This window comes from Sodalis sp. RH15 (assembly GCF_047324255.1).
Classification (GTDB): Bacteria; Pseudomonadota; Gammaproteobacteria; order Enterobacterales; family Enterobacteriaceae; genus Acerihabitans; species Acerihabitans ligni.
Genome location: NZ_CP178738.1, coordinates 950,522 through 975,455 on the forward strand (window position 1 = coordinate 950,522; position 24,934 = coordinate 975,455).

Genomic DNA, 24,934 nt, shown 5'->3' on the forward strand with positions numbered 1-24,934 from the left:
ATGCAAACGAAAAAAAGCGAAATATGGGTCGGCGTGTTTATGATTATCGCTTTATGCGCCATCGTCTTTCTCTGCCTGCAGGTGGCGAATATCCGCTCCTTTGGGAATACCGCCACTTATCGTATTTCCGCCTCGTTCGATAATATCGGCGGACTGAAGGTTCGCTCGCCGGTGAAGGTGGGCGGCGTGGTGATCGGTCGGGTGGCGGACATTACCCTCGATCCTAAAACCTATGCCCCCAAGGTGGCGATGGATATCGAATCCACCTACAACCACATCCCGGATACCAGTTCACTGGCGATCCGGACCTCGGGCCTGCTGGGAGAGCAATACCTGGCGCTCAACATCGGCTTTGAAGATCCCGATATGGGCACCTCCATCCTCAAGGACGGCGGCACCATTCAGGACACCAAGTCGGCACTGGTGCTGGAAGACTTGATCGGCCAGTTCCTGTACAAGAGCGGCGGCGACAACAAGTCGGCGCCGGACGGCGGCAAAAATCCTGCGGATGGAACGAACAGCGCGCCGGCCGCCGGCGGTGCCTCCGCTCCCGCGGCATCCGGCAACGGCGCCCAGCCCGCCGCGACGAATCACTGAGAGGAAATGACCTATGTTTAAGCGTTTGATAATGATAGCCCTGCTGGTGGTGATAGCGCCTTTGGCGCAGGCGGTGGACCAGACCAACCCCTACGCCTTGATGAATGAAGCGGCGGGAAAAACTTTTACCCGCCTGAAAAACGAGCAGAGCCAGATCCGGCAGAACCCCGATTATCTGCGCACCATCGTGCGGGACGAGCTGCTGCCCTATGTCCAGATAAAATACGCCGGCGCCCTGGTGCTGGGCTCCTATTACCGCGATGCGACCCCGGCCCAGCGCGATGCCTATTTCAAGGCATTCCAAAGCTATCTGGAGCAGGCTTACGGACAGGCCCTGGCCATGTACCGCAACCAAACCTTCCAGGTTGAGCCGGAAAAACCGCTGGGTGACGCCACTATCATCGCCATACGGGTGACCATTGTGGATCAGGGCGGCCGGCCGCCGGTCCGGCTTGATTTTCAATGGCGCAAGAACAGCCAGACGGGCAACTGGCAGGCCTACGATATGATAGCCGAAGGCGTGAGCATGATTACCACGAAGCAAAACGAGTGGGCTTCCACCCTGCGCCAGAAAGGCATCGACGGCCTGACACAGCAGCTACAGGCAGCCGCCGGCCAGCCCATTACGCTGGATAAGCAAAACAATGGCTGAGTCCCTGAGCTGGCAAGCCGACGGCGACACCCTGCTGTTGCGGGGCGAGCTGGATCGCGACACGCTGCTCTCCTTTTGGACGCAGCGGGATAGTCTCTTGCCGGGTATCCGCTTTCTGGATGTTTCAATGCTGGATCGCGTGGATTCCGCCGGCGTGGCCATGATGCTGCATTTATGCGCGTCGCAGGCTAAACAAGGCGGAGCGTTGGCATTAACCGGCGTCACGGAAAAACTGCGCACGCTGATTACCCTCTACAAGCTGCAAGATATTCTTCCTTCCGTAGATGATAAGCTGGCTTGAGCTTATTGACGAAGTGTTCGGTCGGGACAGGCCGCCCGGTCGTAAACACGCCGTGAACCCATCCCTGGGGGCTCGATCCGCGCCGTCCCTGGCGCGGACGGTTTACTCTACTGGCAGCCTGTCCCACCTTATTGACTCCGAGTACGTTTGTCAGCAGCCACAGCCGGCGTAAGCCGGCTTCATACCCCTGATAATAACCCACTGTCCTCCAAGCTGTTTTTGTTCGGCTGTGCTTAAAGGCCAAAGGATTATCGTTATGCCTGTTTCCGATGGCGACGTATTCATCTAAGATAGCGGCTTGTTTCCCGACCCATGACAGTGATTTGACCATTATGGAAAACCACGAAATCAAAGAAGTTCTGATGAGCGCCCTGGCACTGCAAGAAGCTCATGTATCGGGCGACGGCAGCCATTTTCAGGTCATCGTCGTGAGTGAGCAATTTGCCGGTATGAGCCGGATCAAAAAGCAACAGGCGGTGTATGCCCCGTTGGCGGAATATATTTCGGATAATCGTATACATGCGCTTTCCATCAAGGCCTATACGCCTGATGAATGGCAGCGCGATCGCAAACTGAACGGCTTTTAGGCCGTCGGCGGCGTCCGGCGGCATTGCACCCGTTAATAAGAGAGCAGTTGTAATGGATAAATTTCGTGTCCAGGGTCCGACCCGGTTAAGCGGAGAAGTGACCATATCCGGCGCCAAAAATGCTGCGCTGCCGATATTGTTTGCCGCCTTGTTGGCGGAAAAGCCGGTTGAAATACAAAACGTCCCCAAATTGAAAGATATCGATACCACCATGAAGCTGCTGAGCCAGCTTGGGGCGAAGGTGGAACGTAATGGTTCGGTGCATGTGGATGCCAGCGGCGTCAATGTCTTCTGCGCCCCTTATGATCTGGTGAAAACCATGCGCGCGTCCATTTGGGCGCTGGGACCGCTGGTGGCCCGCTTCGGCCAGGGCCAGGTTTCCCTGCCCGGCGGTTGCGCCATCGGCGCCCGGCCGGTGGATTTGCATATTTCCGGCCTTGAGCAGTTAGGCGCCACCATCAAGCTTGAGGAAGGGTATGTGAAGGCGTCCGTCGATGGTCGCCTGCGGGGCGCGCACATCGTGATGGATAAGGTCAGCGTGGGCGCCACGGTGACCATTATGAGCGCCGCCACCCTGGCGGACGGCACCACCATAATCGAAAATGCCGCACGGGAACCGGAGATTGTCGATACCGCCAATTTCCTGATTACCCTCGGGGCCAACATCAGCGGCGCCGGCACCGATAAAATCACTATTGAAGGAGTGGCCCGCCTGGGTGGCGGTGTATATCGCGTACTGCCGGACCGCATCGAAACCGGAACCTTCCTGGTGGCGGCGGCCATTTCCGGCGGTAATGTTACCTGCCGCGCTACCCGTCCGGACACGCTGGACGCTGTATTGGCCAAATTGCGTGAAGCCGGCGCGGATATCGACATCGGCGAAGACTGGATAAGTCTTGATATGCATGGCAAACGTCCGAAGGCCATTACGGTGCGTACTGCTCCGCATCCCGGCTTTCCTACGGATATGCAGGCACAGTTCAGCTTGTTGAATCTTGTGGCGGAGGGAACCGGCGTTATCACTGAAACCATCTTTGAAAACCGGTTTATGCATGTGCCCGAATTGATTCGCATGGGTGCCCGAGCGGAAATCGAAAGCAACACCGTGATTTGCCATGGGGTGGAAACGCTCTCCGGGGCACAGGTTATGGCAACCGATTTACGCGCATCCGCCAGCCTGGTGTTGGCCGGCTGCATCGCCGAGGGCGTTACGGTGGTGGATCGTATTTATCATATCGATCGCGGTTATGATTGCATCGAAGCTAAACTGCGCAAGCTTGGCGCAAACATCGAGCGCATCAGCGGTGAATAGGCAGTAATTCTGAAACGGGCCGCCGGCGGCGGCCCTTCCACAGGTTATCCACAAGTCAATCACAGGGTTATACCGCGACACCGTTTTGCTGGGTTCCCGAAACCGGGCGATTATTGCCGTACTGAGATAATACAAACTGCTTTATCACTTTGTTCAATACCGGAGTGGACGTAATGCCGTAACGTGCCGCTATGACCCGGTAGTTCCCACCGGAACGGATATCCGCCATGGCCCGATCTAAATAGCATTCTTCTAATGCAACACGCGCGATTGGAGAGATGATACCGAATCGCTCGGCGAGCGTTTGGCAATTTTCACCGGCAAGCACCCCGTTGCCGGCGACGGCATTAACGCAATCTGACTGCAGCACATCAAGGCTGGCCATGAGTTGGATGCCGTATTTCCTGGCAATGTCACGCCAATGGCCGCCGGCCTGGATGTCCTTCTGTATGTCCCCGCCTTTGATCAGTTTATTTTCAAGCGTTGCCACCGCCTTTGGCTGAGTAATCCGATATTTTTCCCGAATTTTAACGGCATTAAGGCCGCCTTCCATTTTGGAATCGAGAATAAAATCAATAGTGGATAATTCCAGCTGGAGCCGTGCGGCTTCGGTTTTGAGACCCAGCCTTACGGCGATGCTATGGCAATCATTCTCACACTTGATATACCGCGTCCCCCTGGTGCTCACTACGTGATTTTCCAAAGCGACGCGCACCTCATCAGTAACGATGCCATATTTGGCGACAATCTGATGGCAAGTCAGGCGCAGATTGCCTTTTCGCGTATTCAGACTCTGTAAAGAGCATTTTTCCAAGGCGACGCGGGCATTTGGATGAGATATGCCATGCCTGGTGGCTAACAGTTGACAGTTATTACCTTGACGGGCGTAAGCCCCGGCCAGGCCTTCAACGGCATGGTTTTCTAATACGCCACGGGCGTTATGGCTGATTATTCCGTAATGTTTGGCCACGATATCGCAGTGCTTACCCAACTGAACTTCCGCTTTGGCAACACCGTTTATGGCATAGCTTTCGAGCAGCGTGCGTCCTTCAGGCGTAACGATACCGTAGAGTCTGGCCAGTTCATGACAGTTATTACCGATGTGCGCCATTTCCCAAAGTCGGGTACGAATCGAAAAATTCTCAATTTCGTTTCTCATTGCAGGGGTACATATGCCATATTTCTCGGCCAGCATAAGGCAATTACCGCCGGACCCTGCTTCTATTCCCAGGACGCCTCCTAACGCATAATACTCTAGATATTCTCGCCCGGTGGCGGTAATGATCTCATATTGTTGCGCCAGGATTACGCAGTTCTCGCCTCTTTGCGCCTTGATGCCGATGCAGTGTCTGACCATATAGGTTTCAAGCTGTATGCGTCCTGAAGAGGTAAAAACACCATATCGCTCGGCAATATCCCCACAGGTGTCCGTTTCATTGATTAGAGGCCGGTATGCCTCGGTAAAAATATATTGCTCAAGCAGCGCAATACTCCCTTCTTCGCCGATGCCGAATTTAACGGCGACGTTACGGGCATTTTTTCCCGCCCATCCTCCTTCGCCCGCCAAGGTGTTAACAATCAACCGTTCGAGTTCCTGTAGGGACGACGGGCTGGTAATGGCATACCTCGCTGCAACATCCCTCAAGCTGCTCTCGGCGGTAATTTGGTCAATCAGCAAACGGCAAAAGGACGTTTTATCCTCGATAGCCCGCAGCTGAGATGCCAGGGAAGGGGTGCTTTCATAGTGAAGCCTCGCCTCGGCGGCATAGAGTGCCATGGCGATAGGCCGATCCTCTGGATTCATCTCGTAGATATGCCCGCCGAGACGTATCAGCGGCAGGACCCGCTGTTTTGCCCTCAATGCCTGTATTTTCGCCAAAGCGGTATCAAAATCCCTGATTGTGATTACCCATGACAACGTATCGCTAACGATATGACCATAGTTGATTTCCTTGGCGAAATAGGCTTTTTGTTTCGTGTTGAATATCGTCGCCAGCGGCACCATATCTTCAGGCCGGATATAGCCGATAATGGTTTTCAATACCAAGTCGGGCATTTCCGCCAGCGTCGGCGCCGCTGCCTTTGCCGATCGGGTAGAACCAAAGACAGCGTCGCCGGACGCTATCAATGGCCGTTTAAGAGCGCTATTGCTTAGACGGGTCAAGGTGGACGATACGGACCCGCCGGAATTCATTTCTTTATCAAGGCCGGTTAATGGATTTACAGAGGGGAAATTTCCCGGTAAAGCCGATGTTATAGGCAGCATTCCTCATTATCCTTAATAATATAGGATGAATAATTAGCGTTGCCATCACCGAGTCCTTCAAGACGATGTGGCAGATAATGATGCCAACGGTCTATCGGCCTGCGGTGAATGGCAACGAGGATATAAAAAATCCGCTTATTAATTATCATCCGTCCGGTCACCGGGAAATAAACCATCAAAGGAAAACTGCCGTCACATTAACTATGGTTTAGATGGCATTTTAGTGGGAGTGGTCCGTGGGGAGAAAAATTATTCCTGAATCGACCGTGAGTTTCCGCCTTTTTTTGCAGAATAAGGCTGATAGTGTGCTGGGTTTGATCGTGATCATATTGTTACACGATCAACTTGTCTAACGGCGCGGACATGAAGTAAATTATCTTTAAGTTTTCTCCGGCTTTTGCTTGTTAAAATACCATACCTACTGGCTACCGTACGCCAATCTTTAGCTTTAAGCAACGCTGCTCCTGCTACATGTTTAATGGATAATTCTTCCATGGCAATACGCGATGTCTCATTGTGAAGGTCAATATAATATAATTGACTAAGCTGAAAACAATTACCCCCGGCCATTATTTTTTTCGCGATAGAATGATATTGATATAGCCGATTGCGGCCCATGGGAGTGGATATATTATATCTAACGGCGATATTATCCGCACTTTCTCCCTTTAATACGTCCACCCCGGCCCGATATTCGACAAACTTATGCTCTAACAGCTCAAGAACGCAGGATTCGAAAAAACCGTATTTAAGGGCAATTTCCTTATGTGAATGGCTTTTTTCCACTTCCTCATGGGATAACAGTTCAAAACCGCGGTGTTCAAGATTATGCAATACTTCCTCCTGAGTGACACCATATTTGATAGCAATTTCATGGCAATTTTTTTCTGTCTTGAGCTGTTTAAAAATGAAGCAGCTAAAATTTTCGATTAACTGGGCGTTATCGTTGACGTCGTTCAGAACATTGACCAAATTTTTCAGTGAAGGATTCTGGTTGCCAAGTGACGTGGCTTCTTCTATATACGCAATTATTGCAAGCCTCAGGGGTTTTGGATCTGTCAAATTCAACAAGCTGCCGCTTAATGCTTCCAACGCCCTAACTTGATCCGATCGTAACAGTGTGGGAATATCCCGCAGCGCGGCAAGAAAGTCCTTGAGAGTCGCTATCTCAGATACTCGGGTAATTATAAATTCGCTTAATTTGAGCTCATTGGCAATATATCTGCCCAGACCCATGTTCGAGTTAAGGGCATCTGATAGCGATTTACGATCTGTCAAAGGGGTGGCCCGGGCGATTAGTTGCAGTATATTCTCCGGCATGATATCCAGATATGTCAAATCTGGCTTAGGGTCTTGACCACTATTGTTAACGGCCAAAAGTGCCGACAATTGCTTGTTGGCGCTACTTCCAGCCACGGTGTTTTTTAAAAACAGACCCGTATCCGACAACGTTATGTTCGATGTTAATTGATCGGTTGGCTTCATATTGAGGGTGCCCTAAAGTAAATTCATCTCGTATTATTTTTTAAATATTAATACCGCCAAGTCCGGATAGAAAACAACGTTGGCAAAAAGAACAACCGAGCGGCGATTGTTAAACAGACGCCATATGACCTTAATTGCCAGATATCCGGCGCTGTGATCATATCGCAAAATTTATTCAGCCAAACAGGCAAGCCGTTTCCTGTTTGGCCGTCGTTAAATATTGGCAGGGGGACATCACCACCCGGCATCGGTAAAATTCCTATAATCTTTGCTTCATTCAGATGATGGGTACTCTTGAATTGTCACCTGCAGGGTCATTTTGGCGCCGTTGCGCATTATCACTACAGGGATAACCGACCCCGGCCTGATTTCCGCCACCTGATCCATGGTTTCAATGGCGGACAGCGCCGCTCTGTTATTGACGCTCAATATCACGTCATTGACCTTAATGCCGGCTTGCGCCGCCGGGCCGCCGGGCGTGACTTCATTGACGATAATGCCCTGGATGCGATCCTGGCTGGTGCTGCTGGCATGCAACGGGGCCACTTCGCGCCCGCCGATGCCGATATAGCCGCGAATCACCCTGCCGTCCCGGATAAGCTTGTTCATGACTTTGGTGGCCAGGGCGGTGGGGATGGCAAAACCAATGCCTTCCGGAGTCTCGCCGTTATTGCTTTTATCGAATGACAGGGTATTGATGCCCACCAGCTCCCCCAGGGAGTTGATCAGCGCGCCGCCGGAGTTGCCTTGATTGATGGAGGCATCGGTTTGAAGAAAGTTCTGCCGTCCGGACGGACTCAGGCCGATGCGGCCGGTGGCGCTGATAATGCCCTGGGTCACGGTCTGGCCCAGGTTATAGGGATTGCCGATGGCCAGCACCACATCGCCGATATGCGGGGCACGGTCAGGGTTGATGGGAATGACCGGCAGGTTGTTGGCATCAATCTTTAACACCGCCAGATCGGTGAGGCTGTCAGAGCCCACCAGCAACGCTTCATATACCCGGCCGTCTTGCAATGCCACGATGATCTGCTCAGCGTTATTGATGACATGCTTATTGGTGAGCACGTAACCCTTCTGGTTCATGATAACGCCGGAACCGAGGGTACGGATTTGCAGCTCGTTATGGGAATCGCTGTTCACGCTGCGGTTATAGACATTCACCACCGCGGGAGCGCCGCGCCGAACCGCCTGGTTAAAACTGAGGGGCGTTTCGCCATCGCCGCCGAAATGGCCGCTGAGCAGCGCGCCGGTCGTAGAGCGCAACGTAGGCACCGCCAGCAGTAAGATGCCCGCGATGACAAAACCGAAAATGACCGCACGTATAAGCTTAACCAGCATGGTAACCGACTATCGAAAAAGGGATGGGAGAAATAGCGGCAGGATAGCATGAGTTAATCGGGCACCGCAGTGCCGGCACCCGATTTTTTGTCAAATCAACGCAATAACAGGAAAATACTCTCGTCCCCACGGATAATGTTCATTGCCATTACCGGCGGTTTGGCATCCAGCACCTTGCGCAGCTGGACGAGATTTTCCACCCGTTCACGATTGATGCCGATAATCACATCGCCTTTGTGCAGGCCAATCTGCGCGGCGGGGGAATCTTTCACCACATCATCCACGGCGACGCCCTTGGTACCGTCTTTCAACTGGCCGTCGCTCAATGACGCACCCTGCAGCGAGGGTGAAAGCACTTCGGCGCTGGTGGTGCTGGAGGCGCTGTCATCCAGGGTGACGGTGACATCCAACGGTTTACCGTTGCGCAGCAAACCTATCTTGACGGCTTTACCCGGCGGTGTCGTGCCTATCTTCACCCGCAGCTCGGCAAAGCTGGTGATGGGTTTGCCTTCAATAGCGACGATAATATCGCCGGCCTTGATGCCGGCCTTGGCAGCGGCGGAGCCGGGCAGGACTTCGCTGACGAATGCCCCGCGCTGGGTGTTGATATTGAATGCCTTCGCCATGTCGGCGGTCATTTCGCTGCCCTTGATGCCGAGCAGGCCGCGTTTAACCGTGCCGAACTCGATCAACTGCTGGCTAAGGTTTTGCACCATATTGCTGGGAATGGCGAAGCCGATGCCGATATTGCCGCCGCCGGGAGCCAGGATGGCGGTATTGATGCCGATGAGTTCGCCGTTGAGATTAATCAGCGCGCCGCCGGAGTTGCCCCGGTTGATGGAGGCGTCGGTCTGGATGAAGTTTTCCAGCCCTTCCAGATTCAGACCGCTGCGCCCCAGCGCCGAGATGATCCCGGAGGTGGCGGTTTGTCCCAAGCCGAAGGGGTTACCCACCGCCACGGCGAAATCCCCCACCCTTAACGCGTCGGAATCCGCCATTTTGATTTCGGTCAGGTTGGTGGGATTCGGCAACTGCAGCAGCGCCAAATCGGTCTGCTCGTCGCGGCCCACCAGTTTGGCATCGAATTCGCGGCCATCGTTTAACTGGACCTTGATTTTGTCGGCGCCGTTTACCACATGGTTATTGGTAATGACATAACCTTTGGCGGCGTTGATGATGACGCCGGACCCCAGCCCTTCAAACGGACGGGTATCTCCCTGCTGCCCCTGCTGCGGGTCAACCGGCCCGTTGGGTCCGAAAAAGTATTTGAATTCTTTCGGCAGGTTTTGCCGTTGTACCTGCTGGGTGCCCTCCACATGCACGCTGACCACCGCCGGCAAGACTTTTTCCAGCATGGGGGCCAGGCTCGGCATGGTTTGCCCGGGTACGGTGGCCGGCAATGCCGCTTCGACAGGAATAAAAGGAGTTAAACCGAGTCCGATGCAAAGTGCTAAGGCGCTGATTAAAGGGGTTTTCTTCATTAAGTTATTAACTCGTTTGCTGTCTGTGGACGACGTCATTAATAAGGGATCCTAATAAAACGCCACGTAATGACTCTAAGACCCTGCGGCCCTGACGAAAGTTCAGTAACGCCGCAAAGGTTGCGCCGGCGGCGCGGTGTCAACGTTACCCGCCGGCAACTGCCAAATTATTTACGCGGTTCCCGCGTGGTGCGCAGCAATCCGCTGGCGCTCTCGGGATAGTCGCGCGGCTGCATCCCAGGCGGAACCTGGTCGTTGTCGGCTTCCGCCTCGGTCAAACGATAATGGAACGGATTGCTTTCGCCGGGCAGGTTGGGCAGCAGGCTATCGGAGCCTTTGGCCATATGCTGGTAAAGCTGGCGGTAATCGTGCGCCATATTATCCAGCAACTCCGCGCTGCGGGCGAAATGGCCGGTTAATTCCTGCCGGTACTCTTCCAGTTCCGCTTTGCTTTTTTCCAATTCATGCTGCAATGTCTGCTGCTGACGTAGCTTACGGTTACCGAACCGCATTCCGACCGCACCGATGATGACACCAGCAACTAATCCTATCAGCGCATATTCCCAGGTCATAATGACTCCTATATTTGACTTCGTTGTCCCGTAGGGTTTTCCAGACTCTATACCTCCCACTATAACCGTTTACCCGGCCGGAGTGGAACCCGTTAGCATGATGCCCGTCAAAGGGCGATTATTTGTTGCCGGGTTGTGTTCCGCACCGGGGCTGTTTAGGATGTCTCAGGCAAGAAATTGCGACTCGAAAGCTTTTGGGTATATCTATTTCATAATCAGCAGCCGGGAACATCCCTCACCATGCAAGAAATATCGCCATTGTTCCTTTATCAGCGCATGCTGGCGGAAGGGGAGTATCGGGCCGATGCCGTCCAGGCCGAGGCCATCGGTAAGCTGGATCGATTGCACCGCGAATTGCTGGCGCGCCGCGCCGAGCCCCCGGCGGATGCCGGCGGTATCTTCGGTCGCCTGGGCAAGAAATTATTGGGTAAAACCCCCGCCGCGGAGCCGGTGCGGGGATTGTACATGTGGGGCGGAGTGGGGCGCGGTAAAACCTGGCTGATGGATCTCTTTTATCAGAGCCTGCCGGAAGAGCGGAAGCTGCGCCTGCACTTCCACCGGTTTATGCTGCGGGTCCATGAAGAGCTGGCCGTCCTGCAGGGGCGCGAGGATCCGCTCGAGATCGTGGCCGACGGTTTCAAAGCGCAAACCGACATACTCTGCTTTGATGAATTTTATGTCTCGGACATTACCGATGCCATGCTGCTGGGCACGTTGATGCAGGCGCTGTTCGCCCGGGGTATGACCCTGGTGGCCACCTCCAATATTCCGCCGGACGATTTATACCGCAATGGCTTGCAGCGTTCGCGCTTTCTGCCGGCTATTGAGATGATTAAACGCCATTGCGAGGTGATGAACGTAGACGCCGGCATCGATTACCGACTGCGCACCCTCACCCAGGCGAATCTTTACCTCACGCCCAACGACCCGCGCACCGCGGACGCCATGACCCGCATATTCACCCGGCTGGCGGGCAAGGGGCCCGGCAACGCGCCGGTACTTACGGTCAATCATCGCCCGCTGCCCACGCTCGGCGCCGAGGGGGGCGTGGTGGCCCTGGATTTCGACACCCTTTGCGCCGGCCCGCGCAGCCAGAATGACTATATCGTTCTCTCCCGTTTGTACCACAGCGTATTGCTGCAAAACGTACACGCCATGGGCCGCACGGAGGAGAACACCGCCCGGCGTTTTATCGCCCTGGTGGACGAATTCTACGAACGCCGGGTCAAACTGGTGATGGCCGCCGATGTCCCCATGGCGGACTTGTACCGGGGGGACCTGCTTAAATTCGAATTCCGCCGCTGCCTCTCCAGGCTGCAGGAAATGCAGAGCGAAGAGTACCTGGCGGAGCCACATCAACCCTGAACGCCCAATGGCAGGGTAGGCCCGCGATCACCGGTCGTGCAGCGAGCGTGTTAAAGGGAGACTGTGCTGATGGGGCCGAATCGGGCATGGTTTTCCTGCCCGACAGAGCGCCCCACAGCGCGGTAAGCCCGCGATCATCGAACGTGCGACGAGCGTGTTAAAGGGAGACCGTGCTGATGGGGCCGAATCGGGCATGGTTTTCCTGCCCGACAGAGCGCCCCACAGCGCGGTAGGCCCGCGATCACCGGTCGTGCAGCGAGCGTGTTAAAGGGCGCCGCGCCGCTCGGCGCAAATAGTAGTCGACCTTTGCCGCTGACTTCTCTATAATCTTGCGACCCCACGTTACAAGAAGTTTTTTTCCCGAAAACTTCGATCGCGCCAGCAACGGCTACTCGAAGGGGTGGGTTTGCTGGACTAGATAGCCGTGTGAGCCTCATAACTCTTAACGTTTGGGTGTTCACCAACGTGTAACTTCAATTGGGTAAGCTTTTAATGAAAACATTTACAGCAAAACCAGAAACCGTCAAACGCGACTGGTATGTTGTCGACGCCAGCGGAAAAACCCTGGGTCGTCTTGCCACCGAACTGGCCAGTCGCCTACGCGGGAAGCATAAACCGGAATATACGCCGCATGTTGATACCGGTGATTACATTATCGTGTTGAACGCCGAAAAAATTGCCGTCACCGGCAAAAAGCGTACCGACAAGATTTATTATCACCATACCGGTTTCATCGGCGGTATCAAAGAAACGACCTTTGAAGAGATGATTGCCCGCCATCCTGAGCGTGTGATTGAAATCGCGGTTAAAGGCATGCTGCCAAAAGGCCCGCTGGGTCGTGCAATGTACCGTAAACTGAAAGTTTACGCGGGTACCACGCACAACCACGCGGCTCAGCAACCGCAAGTTCTGGACATTTAATCGGGATTATAGGCAATGGCTGAAAATCAATATTACGGCACTGGTCGCCGCAAAAGCTCTTCCGCACGGGTTTTCATTAAACCGGGTCGCGGCAACATCGTTATCAACCAGCGTAGCCTGGATCAATACTTCGGTCGTGAAACTGCCCGCATGGTAGTTCGCCAGCCGTTGGAACTGGTCGACATGGTTGAGAAGTTCGATCTCTTCATCACCGTTTCCGGTGGTGGTATTTCCGGTCAGGCCGGGGCTATCCGTCACGGTATCACCCGTGCGCTGATGGAATATGATGAATCGCTGCGCGGCGAGTTGCGCAAAGCCGGTTTCGTCACCCGAGACGCCCGTAAAGTTGAACGTAAGAAAGTCGGCCTGCGTAAAGCACGTCGCCGTCCGCAGTTCTCCAAGCGTTAATTTCCGGCTGTTTTCACGGCCACCGAAGCCCGACATTGTTCGGGCTTTATTATTTTTCAAACGTTGATTTACCGTCAAATCTCTGATTGCGTCCATTTATTCAACATGAATTGCCCTCGCCATCCCCCTAAACATGCAAAAATCTGGTAAACTGTTCCACACTTTTATGCCTGTTTTTACTTGGCCGGCGTTTTTTCATACTGATGCAACCAGGGTTGGTTGCGGCCATGCCGGTAAAGTAACGATGGGTAACGGTGAAACAATTCAGGATAGTAGCCGGGTTGTATGGCTATTCGCGGTATTTTCTAGATAAACTTGGAGGTTTTCATGGCTGTCGCTGCCAACAAACGTTCGGTGATGACGCTGTTTTCCGGCCCGACCGACATTTTTAGCCATCAAGTACGGATCGTACTGGCGGAAAAAGGTGTCAGTGTCGAAATCGAGCAGGTAGAGATGGATAATCTGCCCCAGGACCTGATTGACCTCAACCCTTACCGCACCGTACCGACTTTGGTCGATCGCGAGTTGACCCTGTATGAATCGCGCATCATTATGGAATACCTGGATGAACGTTTTCCCCATCCGCCCTTGATGCCCGTTTATCCGGTGGCCCGCGGCACCAGCCGTTTAATGATGCATCGCATTGAAAGCGATTGGTACTCCCTGATGCGTAAAATCGAACAGGGCAACGCCCAGGAAGCGGAAAGCGCACGTCGTCAATTGCGCGAAGAACTGCTGGCGGTGGCCCCTGTCTTCAACGAGGCACCCTATTTCATGAGCGAAGAGTTCAGCCTGGTGGATTGCTATCTGGCACCTCTGCTGTGGCGTTTGCCGCAAATGGGTATCGAACTGGCGGGTGCCGGCGCCAAAGAGTTGAAAGGCTATATGACGCGAGTATTCGAACGCGACGCCTTTCTGGCCTCCCTCACCGAAGCCGAGCGCGAAATGCGCCTGCAGACCCGGGGTTAGCTGGTATGGAAGTCTCTCAACTTTCTCCTCGTCGCCCTTATCTGCTGCGGGCATTTTATGATTGGCTGCTGGATAATGAGCTGACGCCGCACGTGGTGGTGGATGTTACCGTTGACGGCGTTTCGGTGCCGATGGAATTTGCCCGTGACGGTCAAATCGTGCTGAATATCGCGCCGCGCGCGGTGGCTTCCCTTGAAATGACCAACGATGTGGTGAGCTTCAACGCTCGCTTCGGCGGTATACCGCGCCAGGTCAGCGTGCCCATGGCGGCGGTACTGGCGATCTACGCCCGTGAAAACGGCGCCGGCACCATGTTTGAGCCGGAAGTCGGTTATGAACAATACAGCGCGGAAGCGGGCGCATCAGCCCCTGATAAAGGTTCGGAGACGGTCATGTCCATTATTGACGGCGATCGCCCCGATAGCCAGGATGATACCCGTCCGGACGATGATGAACCGCCAACGCCGCCCCGCGGCGGCCGTCCATCGTTACGCGTGGTTAAATAAGCCCTTTTCGCAGGTATTCCCGCCCATTCGGGCGGGACATCCAGAATCAGACCTCAAGATAATTCATGATGCCGTCGGCAGCTTTGCGGCCTTCGGCAATTGCCGTGACCACCAGGTCGGAACCCCGTACCGCATCGCCGCCGGCAAAGATTTTCGGATTACTGGTCTGGAAGGCGGCCTCGCTGTTTTCCGGCGCGATAATCCGCCCCTGTCCGTCGAGCTCCACGCTAAAATCAGCCAGCCAGGACATGGCGTGCGGACGGAAACCAAACGCCAGCACCACCGTATCCGCTGCCAGCACATGCTCCGACCCGGCGATGATTTCCGCACGGCGCCGACCGTGGGCATCGGGTTCGCCCATTTCAGTACGCACCATCTTGACGCCGCACACCTGTCCGGCGCCGTCGATTTCAATACTCACCGGCTGTAGATTGAACATAAATTCAACCCCTTCCTCGCGGGAGTTCTTCACCTCACGGCGAGAGCCGGGCATATTGGCCTCATCGCGACGGTAAGCGCAGATCACGCTGGATGCGCCCTGGCGGATAGCGGTACGCACACAGTCCATGGCGGTGTCGCCGCCGCCCAATACCACCACACGCTTGCCTTCCATGGAGACATAAGGCGCGGCGGGGGCATTTTCAAACCCCATCAGCCGTTTGGTATTGGCTATCAGGAACGGCAGCGCGTCCACCACGCCGGGGGCATCTTCATTATCCAGGCCGCCGCGCATGGATTGATAGGTGCCGACGCCAAGGAATACCGCGTCGAATTCACCCAACAGGTCGCTTAACATAATATCTTTGCCGACCTCGGTATTCAGACGAAATTCGATGCCCATCTCGCTGAAAATTTCCCGCCGCTTGATCATGACATCTTTTTCCAGCTTGAACGACGGAATGCCGAAAGTCAGCAAGCCGCCGATTTCCGGATGACGATCAAATACCACAGCCTGCACACCGTTGCGGATCAGCACATCGGCACAGGCCAGCCCGGCGGGGCCGGCGCCGATAATCGCCACTCGCTTGCCGGTGGAAACCACATCGCCGACGCTGGGTTTCCAGCCCATCTCGATGGCTTTATCGTTGATATAACGCTCGATATTGCCGATGGTGACGGCGCCGAATTCGTCATTCAGCGTACAGGATCCTTCGCACAAACGATCCTGGGGACACACGCGTCCGCATACTTCCGGCAGGCTGTTGGTCTGATGCGACAGCTCCGCCGCCTCGATAATCCGCCCTTCGTTGGCCAGCTTCAGCCAGTTCGGAATATAGTTGTGCACCGGGCATTTCCATTCGCAATAGGGATTGCCGCAGGAAATGCACCGATCCGCCTGCGCTTTGGTCTGCGAATCGGAGAAGGGTTCGTAGATTTCCACAAACTCAATTTTTCGGATCTTCAGCGGCTTTTTCGGCGGATCCACACGCTGCAAGTCGATAAATTGATAAACATTTTGACTCATTATTAACCTCTTACTGCGCTTGTACGCGTAGTTCCGCTGCGGAACGGCTACGGTGACCCAGCAATGCTTTCACATCACTTGATTTCGGTTTTACCAGGGTAAACCTGGAGGCCCAGGCCGGCCAATCCGCCAGGATCTCTTCCCCGCGGTGCGAACCGGTCAAGTGCACATGTTCGGTAATCAGGCCGCGCAGATGCTCTTCATGGATAGCCAACTGATCGACATCCAGCACTTCCACCAGTTCGGGATTGACGCGTTTACGGAACTCTCCCGTCTCATCAAGCACATAAGCGAATCCGCCGGTCATGCCGGCGCCGAAATTGACGCCGGTGCGGCCCAGCACACACACAATGCCGCCGGTCATATATTCACAGCCGTTGTCGCCAATGCCCTCCACCACGGTAATCGCACCGGAATTACGCACGGCAAAGCGTTCTCCGGCCCGTCCGGCGGCGAACAGCTTGCCGCCGGTGGCGCCGTACAGGCAGGTGTTGCCGATAATCGTCGCTTCGTGGCTGCGAAACGCCGAACCCACCGGCGGGCGGATGACGATGCTGCCGCCGGCCATGCCTTTACCCACATAGTCGTTGGCATCGCCGGTGAGGGTCAGCTCCACGCCGCCGGCATTCCAAACGCCGAAGCTCTGGCCGGCGGTGCCGGTAAAATGCGCCTTGATGGGATCGGCGGACATGCCCTGATCGCCATGCAGCGCGGCGATGGCGCCGGACAGCGTAGCGCCCATCGAACGATCGGTATTATGTATGTCGTAATAGAAGGTTTTGCTCTGCCGGGCTTCCACATGGGGCATGGCCTGCTCCAGCAGAGTTTTATTCATTAGGCCTTTGTCAAACGGCGGATTGCTGCCTTCCGTGCAATAGAGCGCCTTGCCGGGATGCGGCTGCGCGGTTTGCAGCAGCGGCGACAAGTCCAGCTTATGCTGCCGGGCGGAAATACCGTCCAGCTCAAGCAGCAAATCGGTGCGGCCAATGAGATCCACCAGCCGGGTCACCCCTAGTTCCGCCATCATTTCGCGGGTTTCCTGCGCAATGAAATGGAAGTAGTTGGTCACCAGCTCCGGCAGACCGCGGTAATGATCGCGCCGCAATTTTTCGTCCTGGGTCGCCACGCCGGTGGCGCAATTGTTCAGATGGCAGATGCGCAGATATTTACAGCCCAGCGCCACCATAGGGCCGGTACCGAAGCCAAAGCTTTCCGCGCCGAGAATCGCCGCCTTGATAATATCCTGGCCGGTCTTTAACCCGCCGTCCACCTGCAAACGGATTTTGTGGCGCAGGCCGTTTGCCACCAGGGCCTGCTGTGTTTCCACCAGTCCCAGTTCCCACGGACAGCCGGCATATTTTACCGAGGAGAGCGGGCTGGCGCCGGTGCCGCCGTCGTAGCCGGCAATGGTGATCAAATCTGCATAGGCCTTCGCCACGCCGGTGGCGATGGTGCCGACGCCGGGTTCGGAAACCAGTTTGACCGATACCAGGGCCTTTGGATTCACCTGCTTCAAATCGAAAATCAGCTGCGCCAGGTCTTCGATGGAGTAGATATCGTGATGGGGCGGCGGCGAAATCAGCGTGACGCCGGGCACCGAGTAGCGCAAGCGGGCTATATAGGGCGTGACCTTATCTCCAGGCAACTGGCCGCCCTCACCGGGCTTGGCGCCCTGCGCCACCTTGATCTGGATAACGTCGGCACTGGCCAGGTAGGCCGGCGTCACGCCGAAACGGCCCGACGCCACCTGCTTGATCCGCGACACCTTATTGGTGCCGTAGCGGGCCGGGTCTTCGCCACCCTCGCCGGAGTTGGAGAAACCACCCAGCCCGTTCATGGCCTGCGCCAGGGATTCGTGGGCTTCAGGGCTCAGCGCCCCGATGGACATGGCAGCGGTATCGAACCGTTTAAACAGATTTTCCGCCGGTTCCACCTGATCCAGGGTAACCGCCTGGCCGTTGGGTTTGATGGCCAGCAGATCGCGCAGTACGGCCACCGGACGCTCGTTCACCAGTTTGGCATACTGCTGATAATCACTGTACAGGCCGCTTTGCACCGCTTTTTGCAGCGTTTTAACCACGTCTGGGTTATAGGTGTGATATTCACCGCCGTGGACATATTTCAGCAGACCGCCTTGATCCAGCGGCTTGCGCTTAAGCCAGGCGCGTTTGGACAGATTCAGCAAATCCTGTTCGAAATCGCTGAAGTCGGCGCCGCCGATACGGCTTACCACGCCCTGGAAACACAAATCGGTCACGTCGCGATGCAGACCCACCGCCTCGAACAGTTTGGAGCAGCGGTACGAGGCCACGGTGGAAATGCCCATTTTGGACATGATCTTGTACAGGCCCTTATTGATGCCGTTGCGATAGTTCAGCATCACGGTACGGTAATCTTTTTCGATGGTGCCGTTGTCGATCAGGGCCGCCAGGGTTTCATAAGCCAGATACGGGTAAATGGCGGTGGCGCCGAAGCCAATGAGCACCGCGAAATGATGGGGATCGCGGGTGCTGGCGGTTTCAACGATCAGATTGGCGTCGCAGCGCAGGTTTTTTTCCACCAGGCGGGTGTGTATGGCGCCCACCGCCATCGGCGCGGGCACCGGCAGCCGGGTCGGGGAAATCAGCCGGTCGCTTAGCACCAGCAGTACCGTCCCCTGGCGCACTTTCTCTTCCGCCTCGTCGCACATCGCCAGCAGGGTCTGCTGCATATTCCGCTGCGTCGGATCGTAGGTAATATCCAGCTTGTCGGCGCGATAGTGGCTCTCTTCCTGGGTGGTGAGCTGGGTAAAGTCGGAATAGAGCAGGATCGGCGATTTGAAGGCCAGCCGGAACGCCTGTCCTTCCGCTTCGCAGAATACGTTCATCTCCCGGCCGATACAGGTGGCCAGGGACATGACGTGGGCTTCCCGCAGGGAGTCGATAGGCGGGTTGGTTACCTGGGCGAATTGCTGGCGGAAGTAATCGTAAATCACCCTCGGCCTGCTGGACAGCACGGCGAACGGGGTATCGTCCCCCATGGAGCCGGTGGCTTCCTGGCCGTTCTCCCCCAGCACGCGCAAAATGGAATCCAGCTCTTCATTAGAGTAGCCGAACTGTTTTTGATAACTGGCCAGCCGGCTGTCGTCCAGTTCGCGATGGCCTACCTGGTCGTCGGCGAGCTCTTCAAACGGCGTCAGGCGACGGACATTCTTTTCCATCCACTCTTTATAGGGATGGCGGCTTTTCAAATCGTCATCGGTTTCCGCCGAATGGAGGATGCGCCCGTTGCGGGTATCGATAACCATCAGTTCGCCGGGTCCGACGCGGCCCTTTTCCACCACTTCATCCGGCTGGTAGTCCCAGATCCCGACCTCGGACGCGCAGGTGATCAATTTGTCGGTAGTGATGACATAGCGCGCCGGACGCAGGCCGTTGCGATCCAGGTTGCAGGCGGCGAAACGGCCGTCGGACATCACCAGGCCGGCCGGTCCGTCCCAGGGTTCCATATGCATGGAGTTGAAATCGAAAAAGGCGCGCAGCTCCGGATCCATGTTCGGATTGTTCTGCCAGGCCGGCGGCACCAGCAGGCGCATGGCGCGAATCAGGTCCATGCCGCCGCTGAGGAACAGTTCCAGCATATTGTCCAGCGAGCTGGAGTCCGAACCGGTTTCATTGACGAACGGCGCGGCGTCCTGCAAATCCGGAATCAGGGGGGTTTTCAGCTTATACGCACGGGCCCGCGCCCACTGACGGTTGCCGGTGATGGTATTGATCTCGCCGTTGTGGGCCAGATAACGGAAAGGCTGGGCCAGCGGCCAGCGCGGCACGGTATTGGTGGAGAAGCGCTGATGGAACAGGCAAATGGCCGATTCCAGCCGCAGATCCGCCAGGTCCAGGTAAAAACGCGGCAAATCCGCCGGCATGCACAGGCCTTTATAAATGGTCACCAGGTTCGAGAGGCTGCAAACATAAAAGCTGTCGTCAACCACCCGTTTTTCCACGCGGCGGCGCGCCACATACAGACGGCGTTCCATATCGCGCGGGCGCCAGCCGGCCGGGGCGTTGACGAAAATCTGCTCGATGCGGGGTAGGGAGGAGAGGGCGATATCACCCAACACGTCCGGATTGATGGGAACCTCGCGCCAGCCGATGATGGACAGCGTTTCGTTTTGCAGTTCCTCTTCCATTATCTTCCGGCTGGCGCGGGCTTCCTCTTCATCCTGGCTGAGGAAAATCATGCCCACCGCATAGTTCTTGGCCAAACGCCAGCCGCGCTCTTGCGCCACCATGCGGTAGAACCGATCCGGCTTTTGCAACAGCAAGCCGCAGCCGTCGCCGGTCTTGCCGTCGGCCAGGATCGCGCCGCGATGCTGCATACGGGCCAGCGCATGAATTGCAGTACGCACCACTTTATGGCTGGGCTCGCCTTCGATATGGGCAATCAGGCCGAAGCCGCAGTTGTCTTTTACTTGGGATTCATCGTACAACATATTCATGGACCTCCCCAGGCTCCAGGTGACTCTTACAACCTACTGCGAACAGGCGTATCAATATCGAGCGGCAGCGGATCAAACGCGTCAACACGCTGTTTTACCGCTGGCCCGCTCCGCGAAAACCTTATCGTGGCGGTCTTACTCATGATAAACGACTTGCTTTAAGAAGGAATCTCATTAACTGCATAATTATGACGCGTCGTCAGCCCCGCCGGAATTCTTCCAGCGGCCTTCCAAATTAACGAGAAACACCACGCAGGTCAAATATGCCCGTCGACCGTCCCGGTTAGGGCCAAAACACGATTAACCATATGATTAGAAATAACTTAATAGCTATTTAATAACCATTATCCCTGCAAATCATCCCCTGCCAATCATGCGCTGTCGCACTATAGTGCAGCCATTGGATCTCTGCACCATGCTAGGGCGGACAGCTTTAATAGCAGGATATGCTGATATGGAGTGTTTTTGCCCATTATGTCTCTGTTTTTACAAATTAGTGACTATTTGAATAAGCCACCCGGCTCGAATAAGAAATATTAATCATAGCAGGTATGATTTATTTCTCATTATTATTGCATAATTATGCTTCTTTGGCGGCGGCTGCAGGGGGCTTTGATCGATATCATCATGCAAAGATGATAATTCCGCTAGCATTAACGGCCATACCCGAACCGGATGTAAAGAATATGCAGTTGCCGCAAGTAGTCAATATGTTTGGCGGGGATCTTTTGCGCCGCTATGGACAGAAGGTCTATAAACTCTCGCTGCATGGCGGGTTTAGCTGTCCCAACCGTGACGGGACCCTGGGCCGGGGCGGCTGTACTTTTTGCAATGTTGCCTCGTTTGCCGATGAAAATCGGCAATTCCTGAGCGTGGCCGAGCAGTTCGCCGAACAGACAGGCCGTATCGATCGGGCAAAACGCTACCTGGCCTATTTCCAGGCCTATACCAGTACTTATGCAGAAGTGCGCGAACTCGATCGGCTCTACCGGCAGGCCTTGGAACAGGCGGATATCGTCGGTATTTGTATCGGCACCCGTCCCGACTGCGTCCCGCCGGCGGTGCTGGATTTACTGGCGGAATACCGGCAGCAGGGGTATGAAGTCTGGCTGGAGCTGGGGTTGCAAAGCGCACAGGATAAAACTCTGCACCGGATCAATCGCGGTCATGATTTCGCCTGCTACCAGCGCACCGCCGTCCTGGCCCGCCAGCGGGGACTGCAAGTGTGCGCCCATTTGATCATAGGTTTGCCGGGAGAAGACATCGCCCACAACCGGGATACGCTGGAAAAGGTATTGGCCGCCGGGGTAGACGGCCTGAAACTGCACCCGCTGCTGGTGGTGGAGGGCAGCACCATGGCGGCCGCCTGGCGGGCGGGACGGTTACCGGTGTTGACGCTGGAACACTACACTGCCCTGGCCGGCGAATTGATCCGTCGCACACCGCCTGAGGTGCTGTTTCACCGCATCAGCGCCAGCGCCCGCCGTCCGACGCTGCTTGCACCGTTATGGTGCGAAAACACGTTCACCGGCATGAATGCCATCTATCAGGACCTGTTGGCCAACGGTCCCCAGGGCGCCGCCCTCGGCACACCCTATCAAGGGATGAAGCCGCGCTTATCATAAACTGCGAGGTTCTTTCCTATCAGGCAACCTCAAGCCGCGGATTTCGCTAAAAAACTGTTTTTTGAGGTATCATTGACCCTAATGCTACTTAAGGAAACCGCTATGAAGCAAATCCGCCTGCTGGCGCAATATTACGTCGATCTGATGGTGAAATTAGGGCTGGTGCGGTTCTCGCTCCTGCTGGCGTCGGCGCTGGTGGTGCTGGCGATGATTGTGCAAATGGCCGTCACCATGCTATTGCGCGGGGAAGTGGAAAGCATCGACGTGGTGCGATCAATCTTTTTCGGCCTGCTGATAACGCCCTGGGCGGTATATTTCCTTTCGGTGGTGGTGGAACAGCTTGAGGAGTCGCGCCAGCGGCTGGCCCGACTGGTGGATAAGCTCGAAGAGATGCGCAACCGCGATTTACTGCTTAATCAGCAGTTGCAGGAAAATATCGCGCAACTGAACCAGGAAATCGCCGATCGCGAAAAAGCCGAAGACGCCCGCCAGGGCGCGCTGAACAAGCTGACCGAAGAAATGGCGCGCCGTGAACAGGCGCAAATCGAGCTTGAACAGCAATCCTCCCTGCTGCGTTCTTTTTTGGACGCCTCTCCCGACCTGGTGTATTACCGCAATGAAAATAAAGAATTCTCCGGCTGCAACCGGGCAATGGAGCTGCTGGTGGGTAAAAGCGAGAAGCAGTTGATAGGCCTGACGCCCAAGGACGTTTACGGACCGGAAATTGCCGATAAAGTCATTGAGACCGACGAAAAGGTCTTCCGCCATAACGTCTCGCTGACCTATGAACAGTGGCTGGTCTATCCTGACGGGCGCCGGGCCTGCTTCGAGCTGCGCAAGGTGCCGTTTTACGATCGCGTGGGCAAACGGCATGGGCTAATGGGTTTTGGCCGCGATATAACCGAGCGTAAGCGCTACCAGGACGCGCTGGAGAACGCCAGCAGGGAGAAGACCACCTTCATCTCTACCATCAGCCACGAGCTGCGTACGCCCCTTAACGGCATTGTAGGGTTAAGCCGTATTCTGCTGGATACCGACCTCAACAAAGAACAGCTCAATTACCTTAAAACCGTGCACGTCAGCGCCATTACCCTGGGAAATATTTTCAACGATATTATCGAAATGGACAAACTGGAGCGCCGCCACGTCCAGCTGGATAACCAGCCGCTGGACTTCACCGCCTTCCTGGTGGATTTGGAGAACCTCTCCGGTCTGCTGGTACAGCCCAAAGGGCTGAAGCTGGTGATGGACGCCCAGGAGCCGCTGCCGCGCAATATCGTCGCCGACGGTACCCGGTTGCGGCAAATCCTCTGGAATCTCATCGGCAATGCGGTGAAATTCACCCAGCAGGGAAAAATCACCATCCGCATCCACCGGGAAGAGCCGGATCTGCTCTGTTTCGACGTACAGGATTCCGGCATTGGCATCCCTGAAGAAGAGCAGGATAAGATTTTTGCCATGTATTACCAGGTCAAGGATCAGCAAGGAGGCAAACCGGCCACCGGCACCGGTATCGGCCTGGCGGTATCGAAACGCCTGGCGCAGGCCATGGGCGGCGATATCCAGGTGAAGAGCCGCCGGGGCGAGGGGGCCTGTTTCAGCCTATCCATCGTCGCGTCTGAGGTCGTTCCCGACGAGGGAAATGAAGAGGAAGAACTGCCTTTGCCGGCGCTCAACGTCTTGCTGGTGGAAGATATCGAACTCAATGTAGTGGTGGCCCGCTCGGTGCTGGAGAAGCTGGGCAGCAGCGTGGATGTCGCCATGAACGGCCACGATGCGTTGACCATGTTTGATCCGGACGAATACGACCTGGTGTTGCTGGATATCCAGTTGCCGGACATGACCGGCCTGGATATCTCGCGCCAGCTGCGTAAGCGTTACAGCGATCGGCATTTGCCGCCGTTAATCGCCCTGACCGCCAATGTGCTCAAAGATAAGAAAGAGTATCTGGACGCCGGCATGGACGATGTGCTGAGCAAGCCGCTGTCGGTATCGGCCCTCACCGCCATGATAAAAAAATTCTGGGACCAGCCGGATAAAGCCGCCGATGACGATGATGATGACTCGGCGGCGGAGCAAGAGCAGCAGGCCGTTCTGGATATCGCCATGCTGGAACAGTATCTGGATCTGGTGGGGCCGTCGCTCATCAGCCAAAGCCTGGAGATGTTCGAGAAGATGATGCCGGAGTATCTGGCGGCTCTTGACGGCACCATGGCCGCCCGGGATCAGCGCGCCATTGCCGAGGAAGGCCACAAAATCAAGGGCGCCGCCGGTTCAATCGGCTTGGTGCGTCTACAGCGCCTGGCGCAACAGATTCAGTCGCCGGATATGCCCGGATGGTGGGATAACGTGCAGGGCTGGGTCGATGATTTGCACCGGGAATGGCCGAACGATGTGCTGACGCTTAAGGCTTGGGCTGGGAAGGCAAAAAAATGACCCCGACGTAAGCCGGGGTGCGCGAATATAGCGCCAACACCAGGGAAACTGATTCTCGCCACTGTGCAGAGTTATCGGGCGTTCTTGGTTGGCAAGTCACTAAAATTCATTAAGCGTTAGTAAACAACATAGCAAAAGAACGAGATAATGTTACAAGAACCATTAAAA

At 55.5% G+C, this 24,934-nt stretch carries 19 protein-coding genes; 12 read left to right on the forward strand and 7 right to left on the reverse strand.

Features of this window, described 5'->3' with window-relative positions:
- The 5 genes from mlaD (at position 1) to murA (ending at position 3,449) form a co-directional block, all read left to right on the forward strand.
- Positions 1-597, forward strand: a complete 597-nt coding sequence (mlaD, locus tag ACL2XO_RS04430; RefSeq protein WP_132923564.1) for an outer membrane lipid asymmetry maintenance protein MlaD — start codon at positions 1-3, stop codon at positions 595-597.
- Between the two features lie 13 nt (positions 598-610).
- Positions 611-1,249, forward strand: coding sequence for a phospholipid-binding protein MlaC (gene mlaC / locus ACL2XO_RS04435; RefSeq protein ID WP_132923563.1), 639 nt, complete (start codon positions 611-613; stop codon positions 1,247-1,249).
- Positions 1,242-1,550 (forward strand): lipid asymmetry maintenance protein MlaB, encoded by a 309-nt coding sequence (mlaB, locus tag ACL2XO_RS04440; protein ID WP_132923562.1) that lies wholly within the window; start codon positions 1,242-1,244, stop codon positions 1,548-1,550. Before mlaC ends, mlaB begins: the two co-directional genes overlap by 8 nt.
- Positions 1,551-1,882: 332 nt before the next feature.
- Positions 1,883-2,137: a BolA family iron metabolism protein IbaG gene (ibaG, locus tag ACL2XO_RS04445; protein WP_132927890.1), complete on the forward strand. Its 255-nt coding sequence runs from the start codon at positions 1,883-1,885 to the stop codon at positions 2,135-2,137.
- A gap of 52 nt (positions 2,138-2,189) precedes the next feature.
- Positions 2,190-3,449 (forward strand): UDP-N-acetylglucosamine 1-carboxyvinyltransferase, encoded by a 1,260-nt coding sequence (murA, locus tag ACL2XO_RS04450; protein WP_132923561.1) that lies wholly within the window; start codon positions 2,190-2,192, stop codon positions 3,447-3,449.
- A 67-nt stretch (positions 3,450-3,516) separates the two neighbouring features.
- Here murA and ACL2XO_RS04455 read toward each other — a convergent pair whose 3' ends face one another.
- From ACL2XO_RS04455 to zapG, 5 genes are all read right to left on the reverse strand, one after another.
- Positions 3,517-5,715 (reverse strand): hypothetical protein, encoded by a 2,199-nt coding sequence (locus tag ACL2XO_RS04455; protein WP_413742236.1) that lies wholly within the window; start codon positions 5,713-5,715, stop codon positions 3,517-3,519.
- Between the two features lie 324 nt (positions 5,716-6,039).
- On the reverse strand, positions 6,040-7,200 hold the full coding sequence (locus tag ACL2XO_RS04460) for a hypothetical protein (RefSeq protein WP_413742237.1): 1,161 nt from the start codon (positions 7,198-7,200) through the stop codon (positions 6,040-6,042).
- Positions 7,201-7,473: 273 nt separating this feature from the next.
- On the reverse strand, positions 7,474-8,541 hold the full coding sequence (gene degS / locus ACL2XO_RS04465; protein WP_413726498.1) for an outer membrane-stress sensor serine endopeptidase DegS: 1,068 nt from the start codon (positions 8,539-8,541) through the stop codon (positions 7,474-7,476).
- A 95-nt stretch (positions 8,542-8,636) separates the two neighbouring features.
- Entirely contained in the window at positions 8,637-10,022 is a 1,386-nt protein-coding gene (degQ, locus tag ACL2XO_RS04470) for a serine endoprotease DegQ (protein WP_132923558.1), read from the reverse strand.
- Between the two features lie 167 nt (positions 10,023-10,189).
- Complete coding sequence (gene zapG / locus ACL2XO_RS04475; RefSeq protein ID WP_132923557.1) at positions 10,190-10,594, reverse strand: Z-ring associated protein ZapG; 405 nt, start codon at positions 10,592-10,594, stop codon at positions 10,190-10,192.
- A 240-nt stretch (positions 10,595-10,834) separates the two neighbouring features.
- Between zapG and zapE the strand changes: the two genes are divergently transcribed.
- The 5 genes from zapE to sspB all read left to right on the forward strand — a co-directional run bounded on the left by zapE (position 10,835) and on the right by sspB (position 14,763).
- Complete coding sequence (gene zapE / locus ACL2XO_RS04480) at positions 10,835-11,959, forward strand: cell division protein ZapE (RefSeq protein WP_413726499.1); 1,125 nt, start codon at positions 10,835-10,837, stop codon at positions 11,957-11,959.
- Positions 11,960-12,451: 492 nt separating this feature from the next.
- Positions 12,452-12,880: a 50S ribosomal protein L13 gene (gene rplM, locus ACL2XO_RS04485; protein WP_132923555.1), complete on the forward strand. Its 429-nt coding sequence runs from the start codon at positions 12,452-12,454 to the stop codon at positions 12,878-12,880.
- 15 nt (positions 12,881-12,895) lie between these two features.
- Positions 12,896-13,288 (forward strand): 30S ribosomal protein S9, encoded by a 393-nt coding sequence (gene rpsI, locus ACL2XO_RS04490; RefSeq protein ID WP_132923554.1) that lies wholly within the window; start codon positions 12,896-12,898, stop codon positions 13,286-13,288.
- A gap of 327 nt (positions 13,289-13,615) precedes the next feature.
- A complete protein-coding gene (gene sspA, locus ACL2XO_RS04495; RefSeq protein ID WP_132923553.1) occupies positions 13,616-14,257 on the forward strand; it encodes a stringent starvation protein SspA in 642 nt (213 codons plus the stop codon).
- Between the two features lie 5 nt (positions 14,258-14,262).
- Complete coding sequence (gene sspB, locus ACL2XO_RS04500) at positions 14,263-14,763, forward strand: ClpXP protease specificity-enhancing factor (RefSeq protein ID WP_132923552.1); 501 nt, start codon at positions 14,263-14,265, stop codon at positions 14,761-14,763.
- 46 nt (positions 14,764-14,809) lie between these two features.
- Here sspB and ACL2XO_RS04505 read toward each other — a convergent pair whose 3' ends face one another.
- The gene (locus tag ACL2XO_RS04505; protein ID WP_132923551.1) at positions 14,810-16,228 is read right to left on the reverse strand and encodes a glutamate synthase small subunit; all 1,419 of its coding nucleotides are present in this window, start codon (positions 16,226-16,228) and stop codon (positions 14,810-14,812) included.
- 10 nt (positions 16,229-16,238) lie between these two features.
- Positions 16,239-20,699 (reverse strand): glutamate synthase large subunit, encoded by a 4,461-nt coding sequence (gene gltB, locus ACL2XO_RS04510; protein ID WP_413743029.1) that lies wholly within the window; start codon positions 20,697-20,699, stop codon positions 16,239-16,241.
- 692 nt (positions 20,700-21,391) lie between these two features.
- Between gltB and ACL2XO_RS04515 the strand changes: the two genes are divergently transcribed.
- Both ACL2XO_RS04515 and arcB read left to right on the forward strand, forming a co-directional pair.
- Positions 21,392-22,330, forward strand: a complete 939-nt coding sequence (locus ACL2XO_RS04515; protein ID WP_413742238.1) for a TIGR01212 family radical SAM protein — start codon at positions 21,392-21,394, stop codon at positions 22,328-22,330.
- 102 nt (positions 22,331-22,432) lie between these two features.
- A complete protein-coding gene (arcB, locus tag ACL2XO_RS04520) occupies positions 22,433-24,766 on the forward strand; it encodes an aerobic respiration two-component sensor histidine kinase ArcB (protein WP_413726501.1) in 2,334 nt (777 codons plus the stop codon).
- The last annotated feature ends 168 nt before the right edge of the window (positions 24,767-24,934 follow it).